The sequence below is a fragment of the Ruegeria sp. ABV3_008 genome (genome assembly GCF_056161185.1).
The window spans coordinates 67773-91464 of record NZ_JBSWYP010000008.1; the positions used below are offsets into that span (position 1 = coordinate 67773).

A 23692-nucleotide genomic window follows, 5' to 3' on the forward strand; every position below is an offset into this window, starting at 1 on the left:
GCTCAGTTCTCAGCCAGAATAATCGGATCGAACCCACCACTACGCCATTGCCGCAGGGCCGATATGAAATTCGGCCCCGGCACGCCGTCGATCGCGCTGTTGTAATAGCCCGCCTTTTGCAGCAGCCGTTGAACCTCCATCAGGGTGTCGCGCGACCATTGGTCTGAGGCGAGGGATAGCTGATCCAGGATCGCTCCGTTATCCTCAGCGGCTCCGCGCAGAAGCATCCGCGCGGCCTCCAACGGATCACGAGGGACACCGCGCCCTTCGTCCAGAAGGATCGCTGCTGCCAGATAGCCCTGATATTCGCCATCGCGCGCTGCCTTCTGGAAGTAGCCCAATGCCTGTTCGGGCTCACCTGCTGCACCATCTTGCGCCAGCACCCCAAGATTGAACGTCGCCTTGGCCGACCCACCCTCCGCAGCCTGCTGCAGAAGCGCGACGGCGCGCGCGTCATCTTTGGGAACGATCTGGCCTTCAAACAGGGTGACGGCGAGGTTGATCATGGCATCGGCGCTGCCCCCTGCTGCCGCGCGCTCGTAAAGGTCCAGCGCTGTGCCCATGTCCTGAGGGACGCCAGTGCCGCTTTCATGCAATTGCGCCAAGGACACCATCGCCCGCAAATCCCCTTCGGCAGCAGCCTGTTTGTAGAGGGTCACGGCACGCTCCACATCCCCCGCAGCAATCGTCGCCCGCGCCAACAGCGCCACGTAGTGAGACAGATCCGGCGACTGCGCCGCAGCCGCGCTGCACGCCTGAATGGCCGTCAGCGCGTTTTCCTGCAACCGGCTGAAAGGAACGCCCGTGATGCTGGCCGTCCGGTCGCGGGGATGGGTCGCGAGCCGCTCACAAATGCCGCCCGGCGTGCTGTCCTCGGGCCGTGGGATCGAGGCGATCAGCCGCTGCGCTTGCGCGGCGTGGCTGCCATCGGGGTATTGTTCAAGATAGAATTCCAGCAGAGGCCGCATCCGGCTGCGTTGAGCCAGCTTCCAAAGACGCTCGGCCTGTTCGTCCTGATCTTCAACACTCAGCGCGCGGGTCTGGGTGCCGCCCTGCCCAGCCTCATCCAGAAACGCAAAAACCTCAGTGGCATGCGCGCCCTGTGGGTAGCGGTCGATATAGAGCTGCATCAGTGAGGCATCCTGCGCATTGGCCGCAACCTGCCACAGTAGGGTCTCCTCAGAAGCTGTCACCGGGCTGTTGTCAAACCGGAACTGCCGCGTCAGCGAAGAGTTGTCCCACGGGATCTGCCGCCCCCCGGTCGACGCCAGAACATCCTTGCGGACCGAGATCAGCAGGTCCGAGATATCCTGTCCCGGCGTGTAAATATGGCTCAGAAGTGCTTCGGTGAAAAAACTATTCCGCCCGGTGCCGTCGAAGGCCACGTTGTCGGGCTGTGTGGCGTAGGCGAACAGGAAATCGGCGGCGCTGCCGACGCGGGCCAGCCCTTCGTCAACGCTCAGTACACCGTCTTCGAACGGGTTGTCTCGGCAGGCGTCCAGAAACACGAGACGAATGCCGTCGGACCGCTCCATCCGTGAGACGAACTCCTCCATAGCCACGGTCTGCTCAGGAATATCGGCAGCATTGGTCAGATTGGCATCGACCGGGACCAGATAATTGCGCCCGTCTACCTGAAAGCCGTGGCCTGCATAAAACAGCAGCGAGACATCAGAATCCGCAGCCGTCGCACCATAGGATTCAGCCAGAGACAGCATCTCATCCCGAGTCAGATCGGTGCCGAGAAAAACGTCGAACCCAAGCCCCTCAAGCGCGATGGCCAGATCAGAGGCGTCGTTGATCGGATTGTCGAGCGCCCCGACGGTCTGGTAATCCGAGTTCCCGATGATCAGCGCCACACGTTTGTCTGCCAGCGCCGCAACGGCGCTGAACAGGGTCAAAAGCATGGCCGCGCAAAGACGGATCAGGAACATGGGCGCAGAGCCTCCATGGGGTTAAAGACCGATGGCGCGCGACAGGCCAATCTCGGCCTGACCAACAGCTGCCACGATTGTATCTACCTGCTGGTTCTGGATACTGACAAGCTCGGGGTCGGTTGCTCGTATCAATGTGATCGCCTTGCGGATTTCGCGCTGCGCCTGACGGATCTGACGGCGCGCTTCCTGCACGGCCTCGCGGCGGATCGTCTCCCGCTCCTCAGCGGTGGTGGCAAGTGCCAGACGACGGTTCGCATCTTCGCCCGCCGCACGAATACCAGCACTTGCGCCACGGATGATATCGCCAACAGATTCCAGACCCGGCGGCAAACCCTGCACGATCGAATCGAGGTCCGAGGCGTATTCGTCCATCGCATCGGCAATACAGGCCAGATAGGCACTAACATTATTGCCCTGTTCCGCACAGGAAGAGATGACCTCGTCAAAATCCTGCGACGCATTCTTGACCGTACCAAGCGCCGCTTCTGCTTCGGTTGTCGTCGTGGTCGTAGTACCACCGCCGCCACCCCCGCCGCCGGTGATGGTCGTATCCACGGTCGGGGTGATTTCAATGGTTGGGGTCGGTGGGGTCGGAATGACCGTGTTCCCGATGATTGCCGTGCCAGGCAGCGCAGAAACGGTATAGAACACCTCCGAGATACTCAGGAGTGAGCTGGTATCCACGGTATAAGTCGTGGTCCCGTTTTCGGTGCTGGCAAACGTCAAAGTCTCAAAGATCGGGGACGTGTCGAGCGAGTCACCCGACGGCCCGAACCGAAAGACAGACGGGCCACCAGAAATTGTGCCCGTGCCTGTCGTCGTTTCAGCCTCACCTTCGGGGATGAGAAGCGTGTCAGGCACCACGAACAGGACCGGTGAGGTCGTGTAGTGCAGTGGGTTTGTCCCGCCTTCTGACCCGCTAGCTCCAGGCGCCCACGTGTTGGTAAAGTCCCACCCTTGAGCCGACGCAAGGTTAAAAAACCCAACCGTATCCTGAAGTTGTGCGGTGGTGAGTGCCGTGCCCCCGGCGCTGGTGGCCAGACCGGAGGTATCGGTGTTCCAGAAGGAACCTGAAACAGATCCAGAGTTTGAACCGACTAACCCACCAAGCGTGGGTGTATTGGGGCCTGAAAAACTGGCACCGCCTGTTGAATAGCTTCGGGCAACTGTGCCGCCATTGTTGAAGCCTACGAGGCCTCCGAGCGTCGCCGAGTCTCCGGGCGCTGAACTCTGGTTGGTGCCTGAGACACTTCCGGTTGCATAGGAATCCTGAACAAGGCCGTTGTTGTCACCCACCAGACCACCAACGGAAAAATCACCAGCCGTAGAACCACTGACGGTTCCTGTAGCGTGAGACCGAGTGATGGTTCCGTTGTTTTCGCCGACCAGACCGCCCGCGACAACTAGGTTGGCCTCGGTCGTGGCGACGGTCACACTGGCTGTCGAGAAACTGTCAATGATTGTGCCATCGTTGAAACCAACAAGACCACCGGCCTGTTCGTCACTGCTGGAAAAGCTGCCGGATACCGACACGCCGGAGATCGTGCCTCCGTTTGTGCCTGCTAAGATACCACCGCCTCCAGAGGAAACGCTGGCCCCGTTGATACGCAGGTTTTGAACGTTGCCGTCAAGATTGTTGAACAGTCCGCCGAACGAACTGGTCGAAATGGTGAGGCCGTTTATCGAAAAGCCGTTGCCTTCAAGTGTGCCACCCGCAAAGTCGATTGGATCGAACGAACTGAGTGGCGCGGCACTGATAGGATTGGCCAGGGCGTAGTTGTTGCCGTCCGAAATGCCTTGAAGGCCAAAAACATCCGTCAGCAGAAATGGCGACCCGGCGGCGCCAGTGCCACCGAGCGCACGGGTGAATGTTGCGCCGGACGCAATATCGAGCGTTCCCGCCGAGAAACTCGGGAGGGTGGAACTTACCTGTGACCAGGCGCCATTCGTTAGCGTAAAGGTATCGACGTTGATTGTACCACCTGCGCCGGTACCAATCGTTGTGGCGGCGTTCAGTTCCAACTCACCGCTTGTCGCGGTGATCGCAGCGTTGATCGTGATCGAATCATTGGCAAGCAGCGTCAACCGAGAGCCGTTGCCCCACGTGATCGGATCGTCGACGGTGATCGTGCCGACCTGTGAGTCATCGCCACCAAGGTCGATAGGGTCTCCATCCGGTTGCAGAGTGCCACTTCCGGCGGTCGTCAGAGTGACGTTGCCGAAGCCAAGGTTCGTTTCAATTGTACCCGGCGTGACCGAACCCGGACCCGTTGCCGAGTCAGACACCGTGATGTTCGTGGGGTCCAGCAGCAGCGTGCCATACGCACCAAACGGTGCCCGCGTATCGGTCAGGCCATCGTAATTCAGGGCCAGTTTGCCCGACACTTCGACGAAACCGCCATCTCCGGCCAGATCGCCCCCACGGGCCGAGTTGAAGCCCGAGAACGATGTGTAGTCATCCGACCAGACGACTATCAGACCGCCATCGCCCTGATCTCCGCCATTGGCGCTGATTACCGTTGCGCTGTCGACCAGCGTGGTGCTTGCCCGCTGTAGATCACCGCCCCCTTGCAGGTCACCACCAACGCGGATCTCTCCGCCATTTCCAGTGCCCGCACCGTCTGCGCTCAGAGCCGCACCTGCCAATTCGATGGCTTCACCGGTAATCGTGATCGACCCACCGTTCTGATCTCGAGCCACCGGGCGCGGAGAGGCCTCGACCAATGTCACCCGCGCCGAGGTATCAATGCGGCCCGAAACCTGCACGGCCCCGCCGCTGCCGCCCAGAACAACTGCTCCGGAAACACCACCGACCGAGCGGGCCTCGATCACTCCAGACATATTCACGACCCGACGCGCCGCATCACGAGCGCTGGCAGCCTTGAGGTGAACGACTCCGCCATCCGCCTCGATCCGGCCCGAATTGGTGACCAGAGCCTCCATCGCGGCGTCATCACTGTTCGAAGGAACCGCAACCTGTAGAAAACCATCGCCGGATACGTCGAGCGTGACTTGCTCTCCCGCGCCCAATCCCACCTTGCCCATCGGCACGCGGATCACACCCGAGTTTGACACCTTGCCGCCGATCAAGGCTGCATAACCGCCGGGAACAACGTGAATCGTGCCCGCGTTCTCGACCCCTGCCGAGGCCCCGTTGCCGTTATAGTGATAGCGGCCGCTCAGAAAGTCATCGTCCGAGATATTCAGGCTCGAGGCCACAAAGCCCCCAGTATTCACATGGCCATTCGGACCGATGAAAATGCCGTTCGGGTTGACGAGGTGCACCTGCCCGTTGGCGTTCAGCTGTCCATGGATTTGACTGGTTGTATTCCCGGTAACCCGGTTCAGGATCACGCTTTGCGCGCCCGGCTGATTGATATTCACGGTCGAGCCGGAGCCAATCGAAAACCCGTTCCAATTCACGATGGCCGCATTCGACCCCTGCGTGATGTTCAACTGATTGCCGTTGGGTTGGCTGATCGCGACATCACCCGTAGCTACCGTCCCACCGGTCGGCAGGGATTGTGCCAGCGCGGTCGTGCCCCATAGCACGGTCGAGGCCGACAGCAGAATGCGGCGTGAGACTGTCATGGCTGCGGCACCATCAGAAGCGGCGACTGGCAGTGATGCTGAACCGGTTTCCATCTTCCCCGAGGTCATCACGTTCCCCCCTCCCATATTCCACTCGTACTGACCCGGACCGATAGGTCGAGTCCTCAATCGTAAACACATCAAAGCCCAGACCGTAGGCATATGCCCGGGTTGTGCCTTGTTCCAGAACAGTGGGTTGTTCTAAACCTAACACGCCGTAAGCCCCAAAAACATAGGGTTTGAAAAGGATTGGAAAGCCGGCCACTTGCGTCTGCTGTGACCGGCCAAGCTCGGCCCGTGCGACCCAGCCGTCATCTCCGCGCAGATCGCCTGCGTCGAAGGTCGACAACTCACTGGAACTGGCAACACTGAACTGTTCCGACGTGACCAGCGGATCGCCAAAGCTGGATTGAATTCGGCCATTCACGTTCACGGACCAATTGGCGTTCAACGGGCGCTGATACTGCGCCGACAGCACAAGCTTGGTGAATTGCGCGCTGGCACCTTGCCGTGACAAAGGGGTATCCCCCGCCCCGACCGAGGTACTGGCACCGAATGCATCCAGCCCGCGCGACAGAACAGCCCCGGCAGACAGAAACGCGCCATTGTCATAGGTCCAGCTTGCATCCAGTGTGGCCCGCAAGACACTGAGATCGTCGTCGTAAACCGGTAGCGACCCTGAGCTGGCAATCAGATCCTGCGAGTCGCTGATCCGGTCCAGGATCAGTTGCGACGACAGATTGTGACGCCGCGTGCGCACCCAAGGATAGTAGAGCCGCAGGGAAAAGCGTTCGAATTTACTGGTATTTGGTACCAGCTCGGCATCCGGTTGCGCCTCACTCAGCGTGTATTCGGCGTTGAACGTCATCCCATCGTAACCGATCGGAAAAACCGTCCCTGCCGCCGCAATCCGGTATTGCGCATCGCTTGAGAAGAACCGTTTGGGCGAACCGCCGACGCGGAAATAGAAGGTCTCTCCCATCTCCAGCGCGCCGTTGACCTCAAGGCCGAGGTTCAGGTTGCCCGGGCCAAGCTCATCCGACAGCGTATTGTCAAAGCCGTAAGAGCCGGTGATCTCTTTGAACTCACCATCCAGCGTCAGAATGGTGCCGCCCCGCGCATCGCCCGCCGACAGGGTCGAGGCCAGTCGCACGCCAAACGTATCCCCGGCCAGTAAAAGCGCGCGCTCGATCTGTTGCAGCTTGACGCCCCGTTTGCCGATCAGAGGTTTGGTAATCATCACCACCCGCTCACGCGCCTGCTGAGGCACTTTCTCGGCATCAATGCGTTCGATGAAACCGTCAATCACAACGATGCGCAACGTGCCCCTGTCTCGCAGGGTCTGCTGAGGGAGGACCACCCGGCTAAGAACAAAACCAGCGTTGGTATAGGCGCTTTCCAATCTATTGGTGGCCGCAAAAATCTCGGAAACAGCCACGCGCTTACCGGTCAGTCGCTCAATGAAGGCCGCATTGGCCGCTTCCATCTGGGGCAGACCATCTTCGATCCGCACCTGACCAACAGTCACAAACAGCCTGTCTGCGCCTTCGGGCACCGGCGCGCCCGGATCGCGCGCTACGGTCACAGGTCCGGTGCTGCGTTGGTTCTGAGGCTGAAAGGTGGACGGAGCAAGGTTCGACGCGCTTTGCGCCTGCGCCACCGTGGAAAATACAGTCGACGCGATCACGACGCAGGAAGCCAAAACCAGAAAACGACAGATCCGCGTCATGTCAGAAAAACACCCCTTACCTGTACCGGCTCGAACCAATGAGCCAGAAACGTATCGAGGAAATCCCATCGAAGGGACCATGGCAAGGTCGTTCTCAACACTCCGTAGCCCCCTTTGGAATAGATAACGCTTTATTTACTTTGCACCCTATTGCGTCTGTGACGGACTTCACAAATCGCAAGAAAGGCGCGGTCAGAGCATCCCGGCCTCGAGCCACTCTTCGATCTTGTTGCGGCTGACCTCGAAATGCATCGAGTCCTCACGGCCCCAGGCAGCACCCCAGACCCAGCCTTCCTCGCGGAAGAAATCGGCGAGGATCGTCAGACCCAACTGGGTTTTGCCGTCGCCCAGTGTATCCAGAACACCGTCGATATTCAGATCAACCGCAAGACCGTAAGCATGAGCCGAGGCCGAAGACGTCGCCCCGCGAATACGGCGCACACACAACGACCCAGCCGTATTGATACGCGCATAAAGGTCGGGGTCGGTGCGTTGAATGTTCTCGAATACAGCCCGCAGTGAATCAACCGCAGGTTTCAACATCCGCACCCGAACCGGCCCGACCTCTTCCAGCACCAATAGTTCCTCAAGCCGTGGATTGGTCATCGACTGGCATTCATCTGTCAAATCCTCACGCGGTAGCCCGAATGTTTCGCGCAAGAAGGACGAGCCGGCCAAGTCCAGTTCCCGGTTTACCTTGTTGCGGTTAGCGATCAGGACGACCTGCGCATAAGCGTCAATGATCTCATTGGGCGACGAGCGGTCAAACCCATAGTCATCCGCCGCCGAGTTGTCTTGCGGCACGATCCCGGCACCATTTTGGGTGCGCGACACTTCAAGCGAAAGTCGTTCAACCTGTTCGCGCATATCATCCAGCTGTTGGCTGAGCATCTCGATCTCGATCCGGGCGCCTGAATCGATGGCGGGACCTTCGAAATTCTCGTCAAGTGGGACGACCAAAGGAAAGACGTACCAGATGATCGGAGCCAGTATGATGGCCACTCCCAGAATGATCGCCGGAACGATGCGCATTTGCCTGATGTTTCCTGTATTCTGCCACCTTATGAGATGAACTTAAAAGGCTGGGCGCATGATGTCACGCTATTGACCTAAAAATGTCCAGCGCTTGTGTGACATTCTTCATTGTCGGTCGTCGGGTGGGGGGCTAGTCTTCCCCTCAAACACGGAAAGGTTAGGGTTATGTCCGCATTTGCATCATGGAAGTTCATCGGGGCCTCGGCATTTGCCGTCCTGTGTACCGCTCAGTTCGCTTTGGCGCAGTCAGGCGAGTTGACGGCAGACGAAATCACCGACGCGTTCAACAAGCAAAAGACGCGCGGCCTTGTCATCGTGCCGTCGAATTCCGGCGAAACGGCTGAGGCCGAAGCTGAAACCACCGTCGCCGCCGCACCGACCGAATACCAGCCGGTCGCAAGCGAGGATCAGGTCAATATCCAGATCCGTTTCGATTTCGCCTCTGCCGCGCTGCGCGAGGATGAAAAGCCCAAGCTTTCGTCGCTGTGTCAGGCGATGAAGAACGTGGATGTGAACGTCTTCCAGATCATCGGCCATACCGACAGTGCAGGATCGGCTGAATACAACCAGAACCTGTCGCTGCTGCGCGCCAAAGAGGTCAAACGCTTCCTCGTCGGCGATTGCGGCATCTCGGAACAGCGGCTTGAGGTGCTGGGCGTGGGCGAGGCTGAACCTCTGAACAAGGACAATCCGCGCGCCGACGAAAACCGTCGCGTTGAATTCCAGGCCCTCGGCTGATTACACCACCACTCTAACTAAACCGAGGACAGCATGACGGACTCCCGCGCAGGCGACCTGTTTCAGCCGGGCGATCTGGTGAACAATACTTATCGGATCGAAGCGATACTTGGGCGGGGCGGTACTTCTGACGTCTATCGAGCCCGCTCCGAGATTTCGGGGCGGCTTGCCGCTTTGAAGGTTCTGAAAGCGGAGTTTTCCAGCAATGATGACTATCTGGTCCTGCTGACCCGCGAGGAAGAAATCCGCGACATCCGCCACGACGCGGTTGTCCGCTATTCTGAAAACAACCGAACCGCCGACGGGCATGTCTATCTGGTGATGGACTATGTCGACGGGCCGGGTCTGGACCAGAAACTCAAGGCTGGCCCCATGTCGGCAAGCGATGTGCTGACCGTTTGTAAACGGGTCTGCGAGGGGCTTGAGGCCGCCCATGCCCGCAATATCGTCCACCGCGATCTGAGCCCCGACAATATCATTCTGCGCGATGGCGATCCGGCCCAGGCCGTGATCATTGATTTCGGCATCGCCAAGGACACAAACCCCGGGGCCGAAACTATTGTGGGCGGCGAGTTTGCCGGGAAATACGCCTACGCCGCGCCCGAGCAGCTTTCCGGCAAAACCGACCAGCGCACCGATATCTATTCTCTGGGCGCCTTGTTGCTGGCCAATTTCCGGGGGCAAAAAGCCGACGCCGGGCGCAACCTGTTGGAAGTGGTCGAAAACAAGAAAGAGCCGCTGAATACTCAGGACGTACCGGAACCGCTGAAGTCGATCCTCGACAAGATGACGGCTCCGAACCCGGATGATCGGTACCAGAGCGCTGGAGATGTCCTGCGCGCACTTGCGGCGGCCCGGAACGGATCGGCCGCGCCTCAAGACGATCTGGACGATGCGACCGTGATCGCCCCGCGCGCGGCCCCTGCTGCCACGCCATCGGTCGCCCCGGTCACGCAACCGGACCCGAAACCCAAGGCCACTCCTACCAAAGCTGAGCCTGCCAAATCCTCGCGCGGAGCCGTGGTGGCTGCAGTCGGAGCGCTTACGGTCGTTGGCATTGGTGCCGGTGGCTATTTCGGCGGCCTGTTCGACAGCTTCCTTGCACCGCAATACCCGACCGTATCGCCCTATACTCTGGTGGCTGATAAACGACCTGGTCAGGCCCCTCGTGCCGTAGGCTTTGTTCCGTCCGAGACTGTGAGGGACGCCATGACCGGCGAGATCACATCCGAAGGTGGCGATGTTGATCTCACATTAGCCTCAGGTGACATTTCCGACACCTGGGGAACAGCGGTGACTGGCGTCATCGACGCCGCCATGGATCTGGACGAGTGGCGTTTCGTGGTCGAAGGCAATGAGGCCCGACTGACCGGACAAACCACCGATCAGGCCCTGCATGCCGAGCTAGAGCAGCTCTACTCCGCCGGTCTGCCCGCCGGGCTACAAGGCACCGCAGATATCGAGTTGGAGTCGCTGTTCCTGTCCGCAGATGAGGTCCGACCCATCCTGTCCGGTCTGGCCGATTGCGGCGCGTTGAAACTGATCGACGCACCCAGCACGGGCTACGGCCCCGAAACACCGATCAAGGTTGGCGGAACGTTGGCCTCAAGGGACAGTTTGGTTGGGTTGGACACCGCGCTGACGGCCCTCGCTGGTTCACGCCCTATCGATCTTGAGCAGGTCACGCTGCTGAACCCGACCCTGTGTCTGATCGAGAATTTCCTGCCCTCGGCACCTACCAGCGATATCTCGATCGCGTTCTTCAACGGAGAGCAAGGCAACGCGCCCAATCCGACCGGAGACTTCATTGTCGGGCAGAACCCGGTCATCGATGTCGACCTGCCCGATGATGTTCAGGAAGGGTATCTGTCCGTCTCGGTCTTGGATGTGTCAGGCAATGTGTTCCACTTGCTGCCCAACGTCACCCGCCAAGACAACGATATCACCTCTCTGCGCGACGGAGAGTCCGGGCCGATTTCCGTCCGTGTGGCCTATTCGATTGATGAAAGCCAAGACAATGGCGGCATCGCGTTTCAGGTCGATGACACCGCGCTGGGGAAAAGCAAGGTGATCGTTCTGCATACTGACAACCAGCTGTTCAGTACCATACGCCCAACGGCGGAATCCGCGGCAGGTTATGCCGAGGCTCTGCGCGAGCAGGACCGCAATGTTGAAACGCAAATTCTGTCTCTGGACAGCCGCATTCTGACCACGCTGGAGCAATAGGCTCCGGCGGCGTTCCTGCGTCCAAATGTGAAATTAAAGGATGTCGACAACAATCACGGTTATGTTGTCGGCCCCGCCTCCATCCAGCGCGACCTGTATCAACTGATCCGAGACGGTCTCGATCGGCATATCCGACAGCGCTTTCTCCAACATCGGGAACGTCGCGTATTTACTAAGGCCGTCTGAGCAGATCAGAAAACGATCGCCGGGCTGAACTTCGCCACGGACCTTGTCCAGTTCAAGAACATCCCCAACGCCCACGGCCCGTGTGATCGCATTGGATTGAGGGTGCTGCTCTGCCTCGTCCCAGCTCATCTGACCGGCCAGAACCAGATCCGCCACGACCGAGTGATCGGTGCTAAGCATCTGGATCTTGCCCTCACGCAGCAGATAAATACGGCTATCCCCAGCCCAAAGCCCGACAAAGTGCCCATTGGCCAGCATCATGCACGCAACCGTCGTACCAATCGTGCCGCCACCTCGGGCATCTGCCTCTTGTCGGATCACGGCATGGGCGCGCTGGATTGCGTCCCGCAATGCGGTCAACCTATCTGCTGGGGCCAAACCGGGCGGGATTGCGGCAACCATATCCGCGACCAATCGACTGGCATAGTCTCCCGCGTCATGCCCGCCCATTCCATCAGCCACCAACCATAGGCTTTCCTCGGGCAGCGCTAGCACCGCGTCTTCGTTGACCTTACGCCTTAGGCCCACATGGCTGCGTGCACTGTACCGAACGCGGTGACTTGAATTCATATTGGTCGTGCCTCGGTCCACAATGCGGCGTGTAAGTTGAACAAGCCTTGCATGTTTGCCCCATCCGGTAAACCTTCGCAGATCATCATTCGGGGGACGCCGCCAATTTCGGTGCTCCAAACGCTTGGGGTGCGATATCTTTGCGACATCAACCCCGCCGCCAGATCAGGCAACAAGCTGTCGGAAATTTCCCCGCGGGTCAGAACCATCGTGTTCCCATGGGCGCGCACCGGCGCCGTCGGTTGCTGCGTTGGAGCTGGCAAAGCGGCCAGACCTTCGGCCAGCTTGTCGCGGGTCATGTCATCTTCGAGCGCGGCAAGCGCCAGATCTTCAAGCTGTCGGTAGACCTCAGCCGCCCGGAAATGCGCCAGCGCGGCAGACCCTTCGTTCGACACACCAGCGACCAAGGTCAAGGGAAACCGCCGTCCGACCCGATCCACCGAAGGCATCAGAACCCCCAGCATTTTCTGCGGCCCGGCTAGCCCCGGAGACAGGCAAAACCGCCAGATCGGAGCAGACATGTAGTGGGAATCCCACGCCTCTGCCAAGGTTTCTGACGCAACCAACATGCTGCGCTGAATCCACTCATCCCACGGCTGTACAAACGCCTGTGACACCCCGAGGCGGAAGAAGTCTCCGACCGAGGGCATCTTGCCGAATGCACCAAACCCGCCTGTTTGCATCAGAATGACTTGGGGCAGCTGAATTTCTGCAGCGCTGGCAGGGCGAACGGGTTGATGACCGAACCTGACTGCAACTGGAAGATTGCGATGCGACCACCGACATTGAAGATCACCTTCTTACGGTCAGACACATTGGTGCGCCTTACCTCGGCCGCGTCCAGCAGACGGAACCAAGCCCAGGGGCCGTCCTTGGACAGAACGCTTTCGATATTGCGCTTTTCCGGCTCAAAGCTGACGCGCGCCAGCCCAACCGAGCCAGGCCATGTCACAGCGAGGGGTGAGGGCAGCCCACCGCGATGTTTGAACTCCAGCACTTGGCCATCAATCTCAAGTTTGACGCCTTTGGCCTTTGGGTCTAGCGCCTCGGGCATGATCTGGAACTGGATTTGCGGTTGCGGGCCTGCGGCAAAGAATGCCTCCTTGATCTCGGCGGCATTTTGAAACTGGGTCAGAACCGCCTGACTGATGCCCAGATCGGTCGCATTGACCCCGGACTTCCACGACCATGGCCGCGTGCGCATATCCACATGTTTGGCGAGGTTTTCATTGAAGAATGAGTCGATCAGACCTTGCGGGCCGAACAACTTGCCAAAGTCACCCATCGCGACATCCGCGCCCGAGCGGCGGTTGAACGGATAGCGATCCCCGACAACCTGCTCGCAGAACGGCAGAACAGTCGATTGCCACCGCGCGTTGATGGACGAACGGGTACTATCCGAAGTAATCCCGGACGAGCCATCGATGATCTGTAGCGCCCAGCGTTCCATTGGGCCGGGAATACGGGCGGCCTCTTGCTGGAATTGCTGTAGAGCCTGCCCGGTTTCACCACCGGAGACACCGCTGAACGACATTTTGTTCAGCTCCTGATATACGCTTGTCAGCGACCCCATCAGCATGTCCAGTTGCGAAGGTTGCCCCTCTTGCCGCTCAACCAATTGATGCAACCAATCGAAGCGGTCCTCGACATACTGCCCCGGCGCTTGCACGGGTTCGCCGGCATTGACACCACTGGTTTTAGCCAAGGCTTCCAACAGGATCTGTGTCTGGGCTGAGGTCGCGGATTGCAGCTCAATCGCGGCGGCACCGGAAACGCCTTCGCTGATCGCATCATTGCCCGAGAGAATTGACCGGTTTTCGGTCAGTTTCGTCTCATCCGAGATCGAATTCAGGACATTCACGATAGGCGAAGTTGGACCTGACAGCACATTGGTAACCTCAACCGCGTGGCTGAGGCTTTCCATCGGCACGATGTCGATATCGCCCAGCATGGCGTCATAGCGCGCGATGTAGTCGTTGTAGTAGAGGTCCAGAACATCACGGCTGAGGGCAGCAAGAGCCTGCTCGGTCTGTTCAGCCTCACCACGTGGGCCCAGAACCCAGCTTTCCTTTTGAACGCGTTTTGCGACGCCAATCGCCTCACCAAGGAAGACGTTATTGAAGCCATTGTAGGTAAAAATACCCTCGATCCCGTCGTTCAGAGGTTTCCCAGAGGACCGCACCAGGACGCGACCAACAGCGGGGCCACCCACTTCGGTGATCCGCCACTCCGGCAGCGCTGTGGCCGCGGGGCTGGAAACGATGCCGTTATAGACACGCTGCGCCAGCGGGAGTTCCGACAGGATACCCTGAATTTGATCCACCATCGGCCCATTCAGGGCGATCTCTTGCATCGGCTGGCTCAGCATGGCGTCGAGGTGATCGTTCAGATCCGCACGGAATTCCTCACGCGATGGGCCGGGGAAGGACACGCTCCAATCAATGTTCATCCATTCCTTGACCAAATCCTGGTTCATCGGCCCCTGCAGACCCAGCATCAGATAGACCTTCAGCGCCTCATAGAGCACATCGGGGTTGTTGATATTGGCGCTCATCTGCTCTTCCAGACGCAGAAGAAGACGCGGCAACAGACGTTGGTTCAACGCGGCGCGATAGGTTTGCGCCGCCTGTGTGCCGATCACGTCGCCCTGATAGAGACCGTAGGTCAGACGTGTTTCGGGCTCTGGATCCGAAAGCGTCGGATTGGCCGGCAGGTCACGCAACATGTTCAGCGCTTGCACGACCGGAACCAGATCGGTGTCGCCAACGGGGCTAGGCGGCAAAGTCGCAGCGGCGGCCTGATAGGCGGATACACCCTCCTGCGCCTCGGCGATCAGATCGGTATTGCCCATGAAGCTGCGCACCAGCAAGGCTCCGACAGTGACTGCCGCAATAACAGTCGCGGCAATCGAGGCCCATTTGGTGATCTTGTAGCGCTTTTCCACCTTGTCATCGGCGCTGACCAACCCGGCCTCGCGGAAGATCACCTGATCGAACAGGCGTGTGAGGAAATAGGATCGACCCGACCCCTGCCCCGAGCCGATCGCCTGACGACCGATCCCAAAGGTCCGCGCCATGCCCAGCATCAGACGGTCAATCGGCGTGCCTTCTTGCGTGCCAGAGGTGAAATAGACCCCACGCAACATGTGGCGGTGCTGATAACGGCTGTCCTGAAACACCTCGGTCAGGAATTCATGTGCGACTTTACGAACCGAGGCGACCTGCATCGGGAACCCGGCAATCAGAGCCCGGCGCTGCGGGTCTGTCTCGGTCTGCATCCGCTCCAAGGACTGCGAGTTCAGGCGACCCAGAAGTAGGGCGAATTCCTCATCAAAAGCCGCAACCGGCGACTGTTCGCTGCGCGATTTGTCCAGTGGCAGAGTAAAGCCCCAGACCTGCTCGCGATCTTCTTTGCCCAGATTGTCGTGGAATTCGGCAAAACCTGCGATCAGGTCGGCCTTGGTGAACAAGATATAAACCGGGAACCGCACGCCCAGTTTTTCACGAAGTTCTTCCAGTCGGCGACGGACGGCCTTGGCGTGTTCCTTCTGCGTGACCTCATCCTGCAAGGACAGATCAGACAGCGAAATCGCAATCATCGCGCCATTGATCGGCTGCCGCTTGCGGTATTTCTTGAGCAGGTTCAGGAACCCGATCCAGGCCGCATTGTCGACCTCGGCATCGCTTTCCTGCGTGGTGTAGCGCCCGGCCGTGTCGATCAGAACGGCGTTCTCGGTGAACCACCAGTCACAGTTGCGCGTGCCGCCAACACCACCAATCGCAGTCTTGCCCAGCTCATCTGCCAGCGGAAAGTTCAGGCCCGAGTTCACAATCGCCGTCGTTTTGCCAGCGCCCGGAGGGCCGATCATGACGTACCAGGGCAGCTCATTCAGATGGCGCCGCCCGTTCTTGGACTTGCGCAATGCCGCCATCGCGGTTTTCAGTTTGCCGCGAAGCTCGGAAATCTCGCTGTCTATCATGTCGCCACCATCGGCGACGGATTCGGTGATCTCTTCTGTCAGTTTCTTTTCGCGACGTCGACGCAGCAGGAAGATAGTCACGCCAATCAGAAAGAAGACCAGATAGATCACCCCGCACCAGATTAGGCGGGTTCCGACCCCGTCCAGCGGCCGCCACTCATCCGAGCCGATCCACGGGCCGAAATAGTACAGACACCCAGCCAGTACCGTCGCCGTGAAGAACAGCACGGTGTAGATCGACATGAAAACATATCTTAAAACGCGGCGGATCATCAGTTCTCCTCCTGAACCAGCAGGACTTCGATCCGGCGGTTCGTGGCCCGGCCTTCGCGGGTCGAGTTGTCGGCAATCGGTTCGCTATCGGCACGGCCTTCGGCGCTTAAACGGTCAGGATCGGAAATCTCCCCCGCCATCTGGTTCATCACAGATTTGGCCCGGGCAAGAGACAGCGCGAGGTTGGACGGAAAGCGCGATGAGCGGATTGGCACATTGTCCGAATGCCCGGTCACGATGACCCCTCCGGGTTCTCCGTCCAAGGCTACGGCCACGCGGCGCACCGGTTCTTTGAATTTGTCCTGCAGATGATCCGAACCCGAACCGAACATGCCAGATCCCTTGATCCGGATAATCAGCGTGTTGCCCTTCTCAAAGACCTCAACCAGCCCTTCGTCGATCTCGGGCTGGAGGAAAGCAACCACCTTTTCGACCTGCGGCTGGGCTTGCGGCGGTGGCGGAGGAGGCGGCGGCGCGCGACGCTGCAACTCTGTCACCCGACCAGCATCAATCACCGACATCTGCCCCACAAGGTTTTCCGTCTTGTTGGACAGCAGATAAGACAACCCGCCAAATTCGATCAACAGCAGCAGAGCGGTCACGCCAACAGCGATCCAGACCGGCTTCCAAAGACTGAGGGCGCGGTAGGGTTTATCGACCCCTTCCCAATGCGGGGCCAGGTCCCGTTCCACGTCACCACGCTGAGCGCGAATGATCCGCGCCAGACCCTGACGGATCTGCATATGCTTGTCCGCGCCGCCCTGTTCGACGCGCAAACGCCCCTCGAACCCAAGCGAAAGGCACATGTAGACGAATTCCAGGAGCTCAATATTGTTGGCCGGGTCCTGTTCGAGACGCGCCAGCAGGTCATAGAAGCGGTCACCGCCGACGGTCTCTCGGTGGAAGGTGCCGACCAGCGATTGGGTCGCCCAACTGGATTGGCCGCCCCACGGTGTATTCAAAACAACGTCGTCCAAAGTCGCGCACAAAGCATAGCGTGCGATCTTGACGGTCTGCGCCGCAATGCCTGCCTGCAAAGCGGCATTTTCAAACGCGCGCACCTCGGCCACAACGCTTTGGCGCAGCTTGTCCGGATCCATATGCTGCGCACGGTTGCGAATACGGCTGATCAACGAAAACAGCGATGCAGCGCAGGCGTTCAGCCGGTTCATACCGGTAGTGGCGACCTCTTCCCCGCCCGAGGCAGGCCGGGATTGAGGCGTCTGGGGTTGAGGCGTCTGGGGTTGAGGCACCCCGTATCCCGCGCCGCCCTGCGCCGGTTGTGCCATGGGCTCGGGCTGTGGCACCTGCATCGGATCGGGATATCCGGCCGGTTGCTGCGGAGCCGGCTGTTGCGGCATGCCACCCGCCTGACGTCGCCCACCGGGATTGGGGCGAATGACCGTCTTATCGGTGTCGTCCGGTTCGGCAAATGGATCTTTGTCGGACATTCTTTGACCTGTTCCCCTAAGGCTTCCGCGTCACGAGTGTGACCCACATATCAAGCCCTATCAAATTGTTTTGGCGCCGCCAGTGATCACGTTCACTCTTATTGGTTGCGGATCGCCCACAGCTCCATCTCAAGTCCCGGATATTGCCCCGATACATGAACCGCGATCCCACCCGAGGTGGTCATCTTGCCCCAGTATGGGCTGGCGGCATCCAGTTCGAAATAGACGACACCGGAGTGATATGGAATCTGCCGCGGGGCAACCGGCAACGGGCGCAGCGTGATACCAGGAAGGGCCGAGTTCACCAGTTGACGGATTTCTTCAACCGGTCCGGTTTTGGCCTGCCCGGCGAAATGACGGCGCACGTCCTCTGCCGGGATATCCGCATTCACGGCCAGAACGAAACCGGCATTGCCGATCAACTTGCGGTCGGCGATCACGCCCACGCTGATGCCATATTTCCTCGCCTCCAGCGGAATAGAGACCGCTGTCTGCTCCAACACGGAACTCAGATATTGTCGCAAGGTTCGGATCACCGGCGCGAACGAGGCGGTCAGGTCGTCATGCTGATAGGCCGGGAATAGCACGGCCTCTTTCTCGGTACTCATGAAGGTCGCCAGCTCACCGGCGAGCGCGGCGCAGACACGGTAGACATGTTCGGGATGCACGTTCTCTATATTGGCGAAATGGCGCACCAAAGGCAGGTTGCGGTTGATGGTCATCAACAGCAGGAAGTCCGAAATCTCGGCAGCCCCTTTGGCTGGCCCGCCATCCGAAAGACGCCCTGCCAAGGCCTGCATGCGGTGCGATAGCATCCCCTCAAGCTCATTCATGAAACCCGCCAACGCTGCAGCGGCGCGTACGTCCAGCACAGATGGGATGAAGCCGCGATCCAGAATGATCTCTTTGTCCGGACGCACTTCAATGATCTTAGCAATCGGGATCGCTAACTTATCCGCCAAATCATCCACTTCCAGTGCGAACTGCAAGCGAAGTTTGCCTACACCCAAAGTAACGGGCTTTTTCTGCTGGCTCATCACATCGGTGATTTCCTGCTCGGCCGGGCGTAGACGGCTGACCGATTGTTCGGCCCCGCTCAGATCCACCTCTGAGGCACCCTGCCGCCGTTGGGGAACCGTCAGGTAAACAACGCAGTCCTTGATCGTCTCGGGTACTTCCAGAGCGGGCGGGTGATCCTCGGCCTGAGGCACGCGAAATACCTGCCCGTCCGGCGTCAGGCCCGAGCAGGATTTCAACGCAAACTGGCCGACCTTGAGCACTTCATCATCGATCTCTAACGCACTGACACCCCAAGCATAAGGCGTGACCCGGCGTGCGAGACCGGCCACCAGCGCCTCGGTATACCGATCCGCCTGCTGGAAGTGATGGGGCTGCAGAAACAACCCTTCGGTCCAAAGCACCTTGCTGTCCCAGGACAATGGCTGCCCTCCCTTGTTCTTGCCGCCCGCGATGGGGCGTTACTTCAGCTTTTCCAGCTGTTCTTTATACGCGCGCGCGAATTCCCGGCTGAAGAGATCGTGAAAGTCATTCTCTGCCTGATCCGAGATATCGGCATACATCTTCTCGTAAACTTCCCAGTATTGGGCTTTTTTACCTTTAAAAAGTGACCCAAGTTTGCCGGAACCTTCAATTTTTCCTGCCAGCACCTCGGGGTCAAGCCGGGCCAGAACGCCCTTGAGAGCGGCCTCCATGCCCGTGACCATCGCGACCTCATGCGCCTTGATATCGTTCAGCGCCTGTTCGGTCGCCTCTTCCGAGGCAAGGTAGCCTTTGACACGCGGTTTGACCAACGCCTCAATCGCCTGTTCGGGGCTGATCGAAAACTTCAATGGGTTGTTTCCACCCGCATTGATCATGGTCTGTTCGATACGGAACTCGGACTTGATCGAGGTGCGGGTCATCAGGATTTCCCGCAAGCCGGTGATCATCACCCGCAACACACGGCCCATGCGGCCCATCGTGGCAGGCAAATCGGCGTCGTCGATGCGCAGATCGTCGACCTCCAACGCCTCCAGCAAGGCACGGGCAGCGGATTGATCGCCACCGCCGGTCGGAACGGGTTTCTCTGCGTCAACGGGTTCGGGGGGCGGAGCAACATCAGCCTGCCCGCCCGGCTTTGGCTTGATCGGAGGCGGTGCGGTGGGTTCCGGTCGCGCCGGTTCAGGCGCGGCGAACGGATCCGTGGTAGAACCGCCCGAGGGCGACAGCAGATCATCGTCCCAGTCATCAGGGATCAGGTTGGCTCCTCCTGCCGACGGCGCAGTAAACGCATCGCTGGCCGACGGGTTATGCATCGCATCGCTCGCCCCCATATCCGCATGCACTTCCTTGGGCTTGGCAAAGAACGGATCATCATCCTCCAAGGGCGGCAGCAGTTCATCCATTGGGTCGGGCGTGGAAATCTGCCCGGGCCCTTTGGCTTCACCGCCCAAAAGATCATCCAGAAAATCCCCACCCGGAGCGGCATCGTCCAGCAGCGCCATCGGATCCGGCGCGTTCTGGGACAGACCCGGAGACACCCCCGCCTGTTGCGCAGGCTGGGGGATCGATTCTTCGAAACTGGGCAGGTCCGCCCCGATTTCGACAACCATCTCATACCCACCTGCGACCAGCACGTCGCCATTGTTGAGCGGCGTCGGTGTCCGGCCTAGAGGTATTTTCGAGTAGTTCAGAAAAGTTCCGTTCGTCGACAGATCAACAATCACCACGTTTCCATTGTGATCTTCAATCACGAAATGGCTTTTGCTCAGCGTCTTTTCAGGGTCAGGCAGGACCAAGTCATTGGCCGGCCCACGCCCCACGGTCAAAGAGCCCCCCTGCATCGAGACCGGGCGCCCGTCGCCCGGCACCACGCCGGTGGATTGGAATTTCAAAGTGACCGTCATTCGTTTGTCTTCATCCTCCGACCAGTACGGTAAACTCACCCTTGATGATCGGACCACCACAAGCGCAGGTATCCGTTACACGGGCGGCAGGCAGCTTGCCGATCAGGACGGTGGCCGAACCCTTGATGATCGGGTGCGGAAATGCCGGTGTCGCCATATCTGACAGACGCGCTGCGGGCAGTTTTCCCACCAGAACCGTCGTACAGCAGGGCGGCATGATCGGCATCGGCACCGGAGCTGGCGGTGGCGGGGCTGGCGGAGGAGCAGGCAGCGTACACGCATGCAAGTCCAAGATTCGTGCTTGCGGGAATCCCATGCTTACTCCTCTGTCTCAGCGCTGGCCTTCTCGCGGTCCAGCTTACCATTTCCACCCCGAGCAATATCGACCCCACGGTCAATCAGCAACTGCACGTAGGTGTCAAAATCCTCTTCATGTTTGTCCATTGCAACAACATTCATCGCAAAGGCCACAACTTCGGCCGCGCCGAGAGGTGCCGGAACGTTCGCCAAATCACCCGAACCCAGAGTTCCGTCCGAGTATAACACGCCCATGGCGCAATTTACCGTCTCATCATCTGGTTCGGCGAGATCAATCGTCGCGCCCGCTTTGTCGCGGTTTTCAGGCGTAGGGCGAAACACCCATTCTTCGGACGCCGCCAGCGCTGGCGTGTTGTTGTCCGGGGCCTCGCCGATATAGTCCCGTGCGGCCAGACAGGACCACCACACGCGCTCTCGGGCGGGCAAGGCCACCCCCAGAAGGCGAAGGATGTCGATCACTGCGCCTTTCTCTTCCAATTCAGTCAACACCACATCCAAAGGCGCACTGGCCGGGGCCTCAAGCTTGACGCTCAGACGGGCATTGGCATCGGCCAGCATGCGCGCAGCGGGCATCTGGGGCGTTTTGGTCATTCCGGAAAAACGGTCTGTCATCGCGTTGCCCCCTTAGTTGATCATTGTCAGGCCGCCCTTGAGGGTCAGCATGGCGTCACCGTTGACCGTCGTCATCGGGCTTTTTGCATCCAGCTTGGCATTGGCCTGGACTTTGATCATCGTGCTCTTGATCGTAATGCTTGTCGGGTCCAGTTTGATCGATGAGCCACCAACCTTCAATTCGATCGCCTTCATTGCGGTCATTGTGATCTTGCCCATTTTGGCATCGACCTGAATGTCACCCATCTTTACCGTCGTGGATTTGTCGCCTTCCTTGATCGTTTCGGCGTGATTGCCGGTGACGGTGCGGGTGGACTTGCCCTCGATAGTCTCGGTCTGGTCAGTCTTGATGCTGACCGTCTGGTTACCCTTCTCGATGGTGAAGGTATGGTCACCTTCCTTGATCGTCTCATCCACGTTCTTCTTGACCACTTGGCTGAGGCAGCCGTCACCGCCATTGCCACCCTTGTCCAGCTTGTCATAGCCAATGGTAATCGTGGACATATTCTTGACCAGCTTCTCGTGATCCTTCTGCGCCTGAAAGCGCACGAGTTCGGCGTCTTTCTTGTCCTCGAACATCAGCTCGTTGAACGTCTCGGCGCTGCCCTGTTTCGAGGACCGCGTCTTGATCCCAGTTTGCGTCTGGTTTGCAGGCAAGGCATAGGGTGGCATGGTGTCGGCATTGTAGAGCATGCCCGTGCAGATCGGCCGATCCGGATCACCCTCTTCAAACTGGATGACAACTTCCTGCCCAATCCGAGGGATGCTGACCATACCCCAGTTCTTACCGGACCAAGGGGTGACAACCCGCACCCAGCAGGTAGTCTTTTCGTCCTTCTTGCCTTCGCGGTCCCAATGGAACTGAACCTTGATGCGACCGTATTTGTCAGTCCAGATTTCCTCACCAGCCTTGCCGGTCACGATGGCCGTATGCAGACCCGAGATTTCTGGCCAAGGGGTCGTGCGCAGTGATTTGAATTCGGTTTTGCCGGGCTGGGCCTCAAACTCGACCATGAACATCTCATTGCTGTCCTCCGGAAACTCCAGCGCACCGGTGTCCAGATCCTTATCGTTCTTGGCAAATCCATAACCTTCGGTGGTCTGAAGAAAATACCGCGCCTTGGTTATCAGATATTCCGCATTCTCCGCCTTGTCGGGATGATCCTTCAGCGTGAACTTGCGCCCGGTTTCCAGCGCCCGAACCGAAGCCCGCCCGCGCCGCCGGTCGAACAAAGCATCTTCGGCCGTCATGCGCACCTTGGCCAGCGTATTGCCCGGCCCGGTTTCTTTGTAGTGACCTGGAATATCGTAAAGCTCTAGCTTGTCCTTGAACCCGTGCTTTGCCCCGGTCGGCGTTTTGGCTCGCGCATCTAGTGACGCTTTGGGCTTCTCGAAATCAAAATCGCCTAGCGAGACCACCCCAGGCCGGATCGTCTCGGACGCGGCCCATTCGGTTACAGAGTCACCAAGACGTTGGCTGTAATCATCTCCGCCCCGGAACTCGACCTTTGCGTCCCCGGCGATCGGCGTATGCGCGTTTGGTCCGTCGCACATGACCAGTGTCTCATTCTTGTCTTTGGCATTCGTGTAATCGAAATAATAGTAGATGCCCTCTTCCTGCATCAGGCGCGAGATAAAGTCGAAATCTGTTTCGCGATATTGCACGCAATATTCGCGCTGCTGGTAAGTGGCGCGCAGGCTTTTCCTGAAATCCGTGAGCCCGTATTCACCGAAAATCTTTTCGATGATTTGCACGGCAGTCATTTCCTGAAAGATGCGACTGTCGGTGGTCTGCGTCAGCAGCCAGAACCAGGGGCGCAATTCGGCCAGAAACTGCACATAGCCATCGCGCAGGGCCAGCCGCTCCACCCTCACGATGGTGCCAGTGAATTTACGCTCGGCTCCGTCAGCGGCCAGATGGATGGTCATCACCTTGCCCAGCAGCTTGTCCAACGCAATCGTTGTTTTTTCCGAGAGGAATTCGACCTGAATTTCGGTCAGTTTTCCCAGCTCTTCCGAGACGACGGCCCGCCTGATGACAAGATCATCCTCACCATAGCTATACGACCCCGTTATCCGAAGCGGCCACTCTTTACTTTGCAGACTCTCAGCCATTTACCGTTCCTTCCAATTCTCGTTCA

Annotated in this window: 15 protein-coding genes; 2 read left to right on the forward strand and 13 right to left on the reverse strand. The window is 59.0% G+C overall.

The features are described from left to right. Positions 1 to 2: 2 nt before the first annotated feature. The 4 genes from ACXAH8_RS14650 to ACXAH8_RS14665 all read right to left on the reverse strand — a co-directional run bounded on the left by ACXAH8_RS14650 (position 3) and on the right by ACXAH8_RS14665 (position 8289). Positions 3 to 1934, reverse strand: a complete 1932-nt coding sequence (locus tag ACXAH8_RS14650; RefSeq protein WP_475219558.1) for a caspase family protein — start codon at positions 1932 to 1934, stop codon at positions 3 to 5. 21 nt (positions 1935 to 1955) lie between these two features. After that, a complete protein-coding gene (locus ACXAH8_RS14655) occupies positions 1956 to 5597 on the reverse strand; it encodes a two-partner secretion domain-containing protein (RefSeq protein WP_475219559.1) in 3642 nt (1213 codons plus the stop codon). Next, positions 5542 to 7257, reverse strand: coding sequence for a ShlB/FhaC/HecB family hemolysin secretion/activation protein (locus ACXAH8_RS14660; RefSeq protein ID WP_475219560.1), 1716 nt, complete (start codon positions 7255 to 7257; stop codon positions 5542 to 5544). Before ACXAH8_RS14660 ends, ACXAH8_RS14655 begins: the two co-directional genes overlap by 56 nt. Positions 7258 to 7449: 192 nt before the next feature. Beyond that, entirely contained in the window at positions 7450 to 8289 is an 840-nt protein-coding gene (locus ACXAH8_RS14665) for a M15 family metallopeptidase (RefSeq protein WP_170675837.1), read from the reverse strand. Positions 8290 to 8457: 168 nt separating this feature from the next. Between ACXAH8_RS14665 and ACXAH8_RS14670 the strand changes: the two genes are divergently transcribed. Then, positions 8458 to 9030 (forward strand): OmpA family protein, encoded by a 573-nt coding sequence (locus ACXAH8_RS14670; protein WP_170549474.1) that lies wholly within the window; start codon positions 8458 to 8460, stop codon positions 9028 to 9030. A 33-nt stretch (positions 9031 to 9063) separates the two neighbouring features. Continuing rightward, positions 9064 to 11256, forward strand: a complete 2193-nt coding sequence (locus tag ACXAH8_RS14675; protein ID WP_475219561.1) for a serine/threonine protein kinase — start codon at positions 9064 to 9066, stop codon at positions 11254 to 11256. 33 nt (positions 11257 to 11289) lie between these two features. On the opposite strand, the gene ACXAH8_RS14680 is transcribed toward ACXAH8_RS14675, so the two are convergent. From ACXAH8_RS14680 to ACXAH8_RS14720, 9 genes are all read right to left on the reverse strand, one after another. Next, positions 11290 to 12012: a protein phosphatase 2C domain-containing protein gene (locus ACXAH8_RS14680; protein ID WP_170659069.1), complete on the reverse strand. Its 723-nt coding sequence runs from the start codon at positions 12010 to 12012 to the stop codon at positions 11290 to 11292. Continuing rightward, positions 12009 to 12695, reverse strand: coding sequence for a type VI secretion system-associated protein TagF (gene tagF, locus ACXAH8_RS14685; RefSeq protein ID WP_170720171.1), 687 nt, complete (start codon positions 12693 to 12695; stop codon positions 12009 to 12011). Before tagF ends, ACXAH8_RS14680 begins: the two co-directional genes overlap by 4 nt. Then, positions 12695 to 16264 (reverse strand): type VI secretion system membrane subunit TssM, encoded by a 3570-nt coding sequence (gene tssM / locus ACXAH8_RS14690; RefSeq protein WP_475219562.1) that lies wholly within the window; start codon positions 16262 to 16264, stop codon positions 12695 to 12697. Before tssM ends, tagF begins: the two co-directional genes overlap by 1 nt. Continuing rightward, positions 16264 to 17715, reverse strand: coding sequence for a type IVB secretion system protein IcmH/DotU (gene icmH / locus ACXAH8_RS14695; RefSeq protein ID WP_475219563.1), 1452 nt, complete (start codon positions 17713 to 17715; stop codon positions 16264 to 16266). Before icmH ends, tssM begins: the two co-directional genes overlap by 1 nt. A 98-nt stretch (positions 17716 to 17813) precedes the next feature. Next, positions 17814 to 19154 carry a type VI secretion system baseplate subunit TssK gene (gene tssK, locus ACXAH8_RS14700; RefSeq protein ID WP_475219564.1) on the reverse strand — a complete coding sequence of 447 codons (1341 nt, stop codon included), beginning with the start codon at positions 19152 to 19154 and terminating at the stop codon, positions 17814 to 17816. Between the two features lie 39 nt (positions 19155 to 19193). Beyond that, a complete protein-coding gene (tagH, locus tag ACXAH8_RS14705) occupies positions 19194 to 20621 on the reverse strand; it encodes a type VI secretion system-associated FHA domain protein TagH (RefSeq protein ID WP_475219565.1) in 1428 nt (475 codons plus the stop codon). 10 nt (positions 20622 to 20631) lie between these two features. Then, a complete protein-coding gene (locus ACXAH8_RS14710; RefSeq protein ID WP_170467447.1) occupies positions 20632 to 20937 on the reverse strand; it encodes a PAAR domain-containing protein in 306 nt (101 codons plus the stop codon). Positions 20938 to 20939: 2 nt separating this feature from the next. Continuing rightward, entirely contained in the window at positions 20940 to 21551 is a 612-nt protein-coding gene (locus ACXAH8_RS14715; protein WP_170702362.1) for a DUF6931 family protein, read from the reverse strand. Between the two features lie 12 nt (positions 21552 to 21563). Next, positions 21564 to 23666 (reverse strand): type VI secretion system Vgr family protein, encoded by a 2103-nt coding sequence (locus ACXAH8_RS14720; RefSeq protein WP_475219566.1) that lies wholly within the window; start codon positions 23664 to 23666, stop codon positions 21564 to 21566. Between the last annotated feature and the right edge of the window lie 26 nt (positions 23667 to 23692).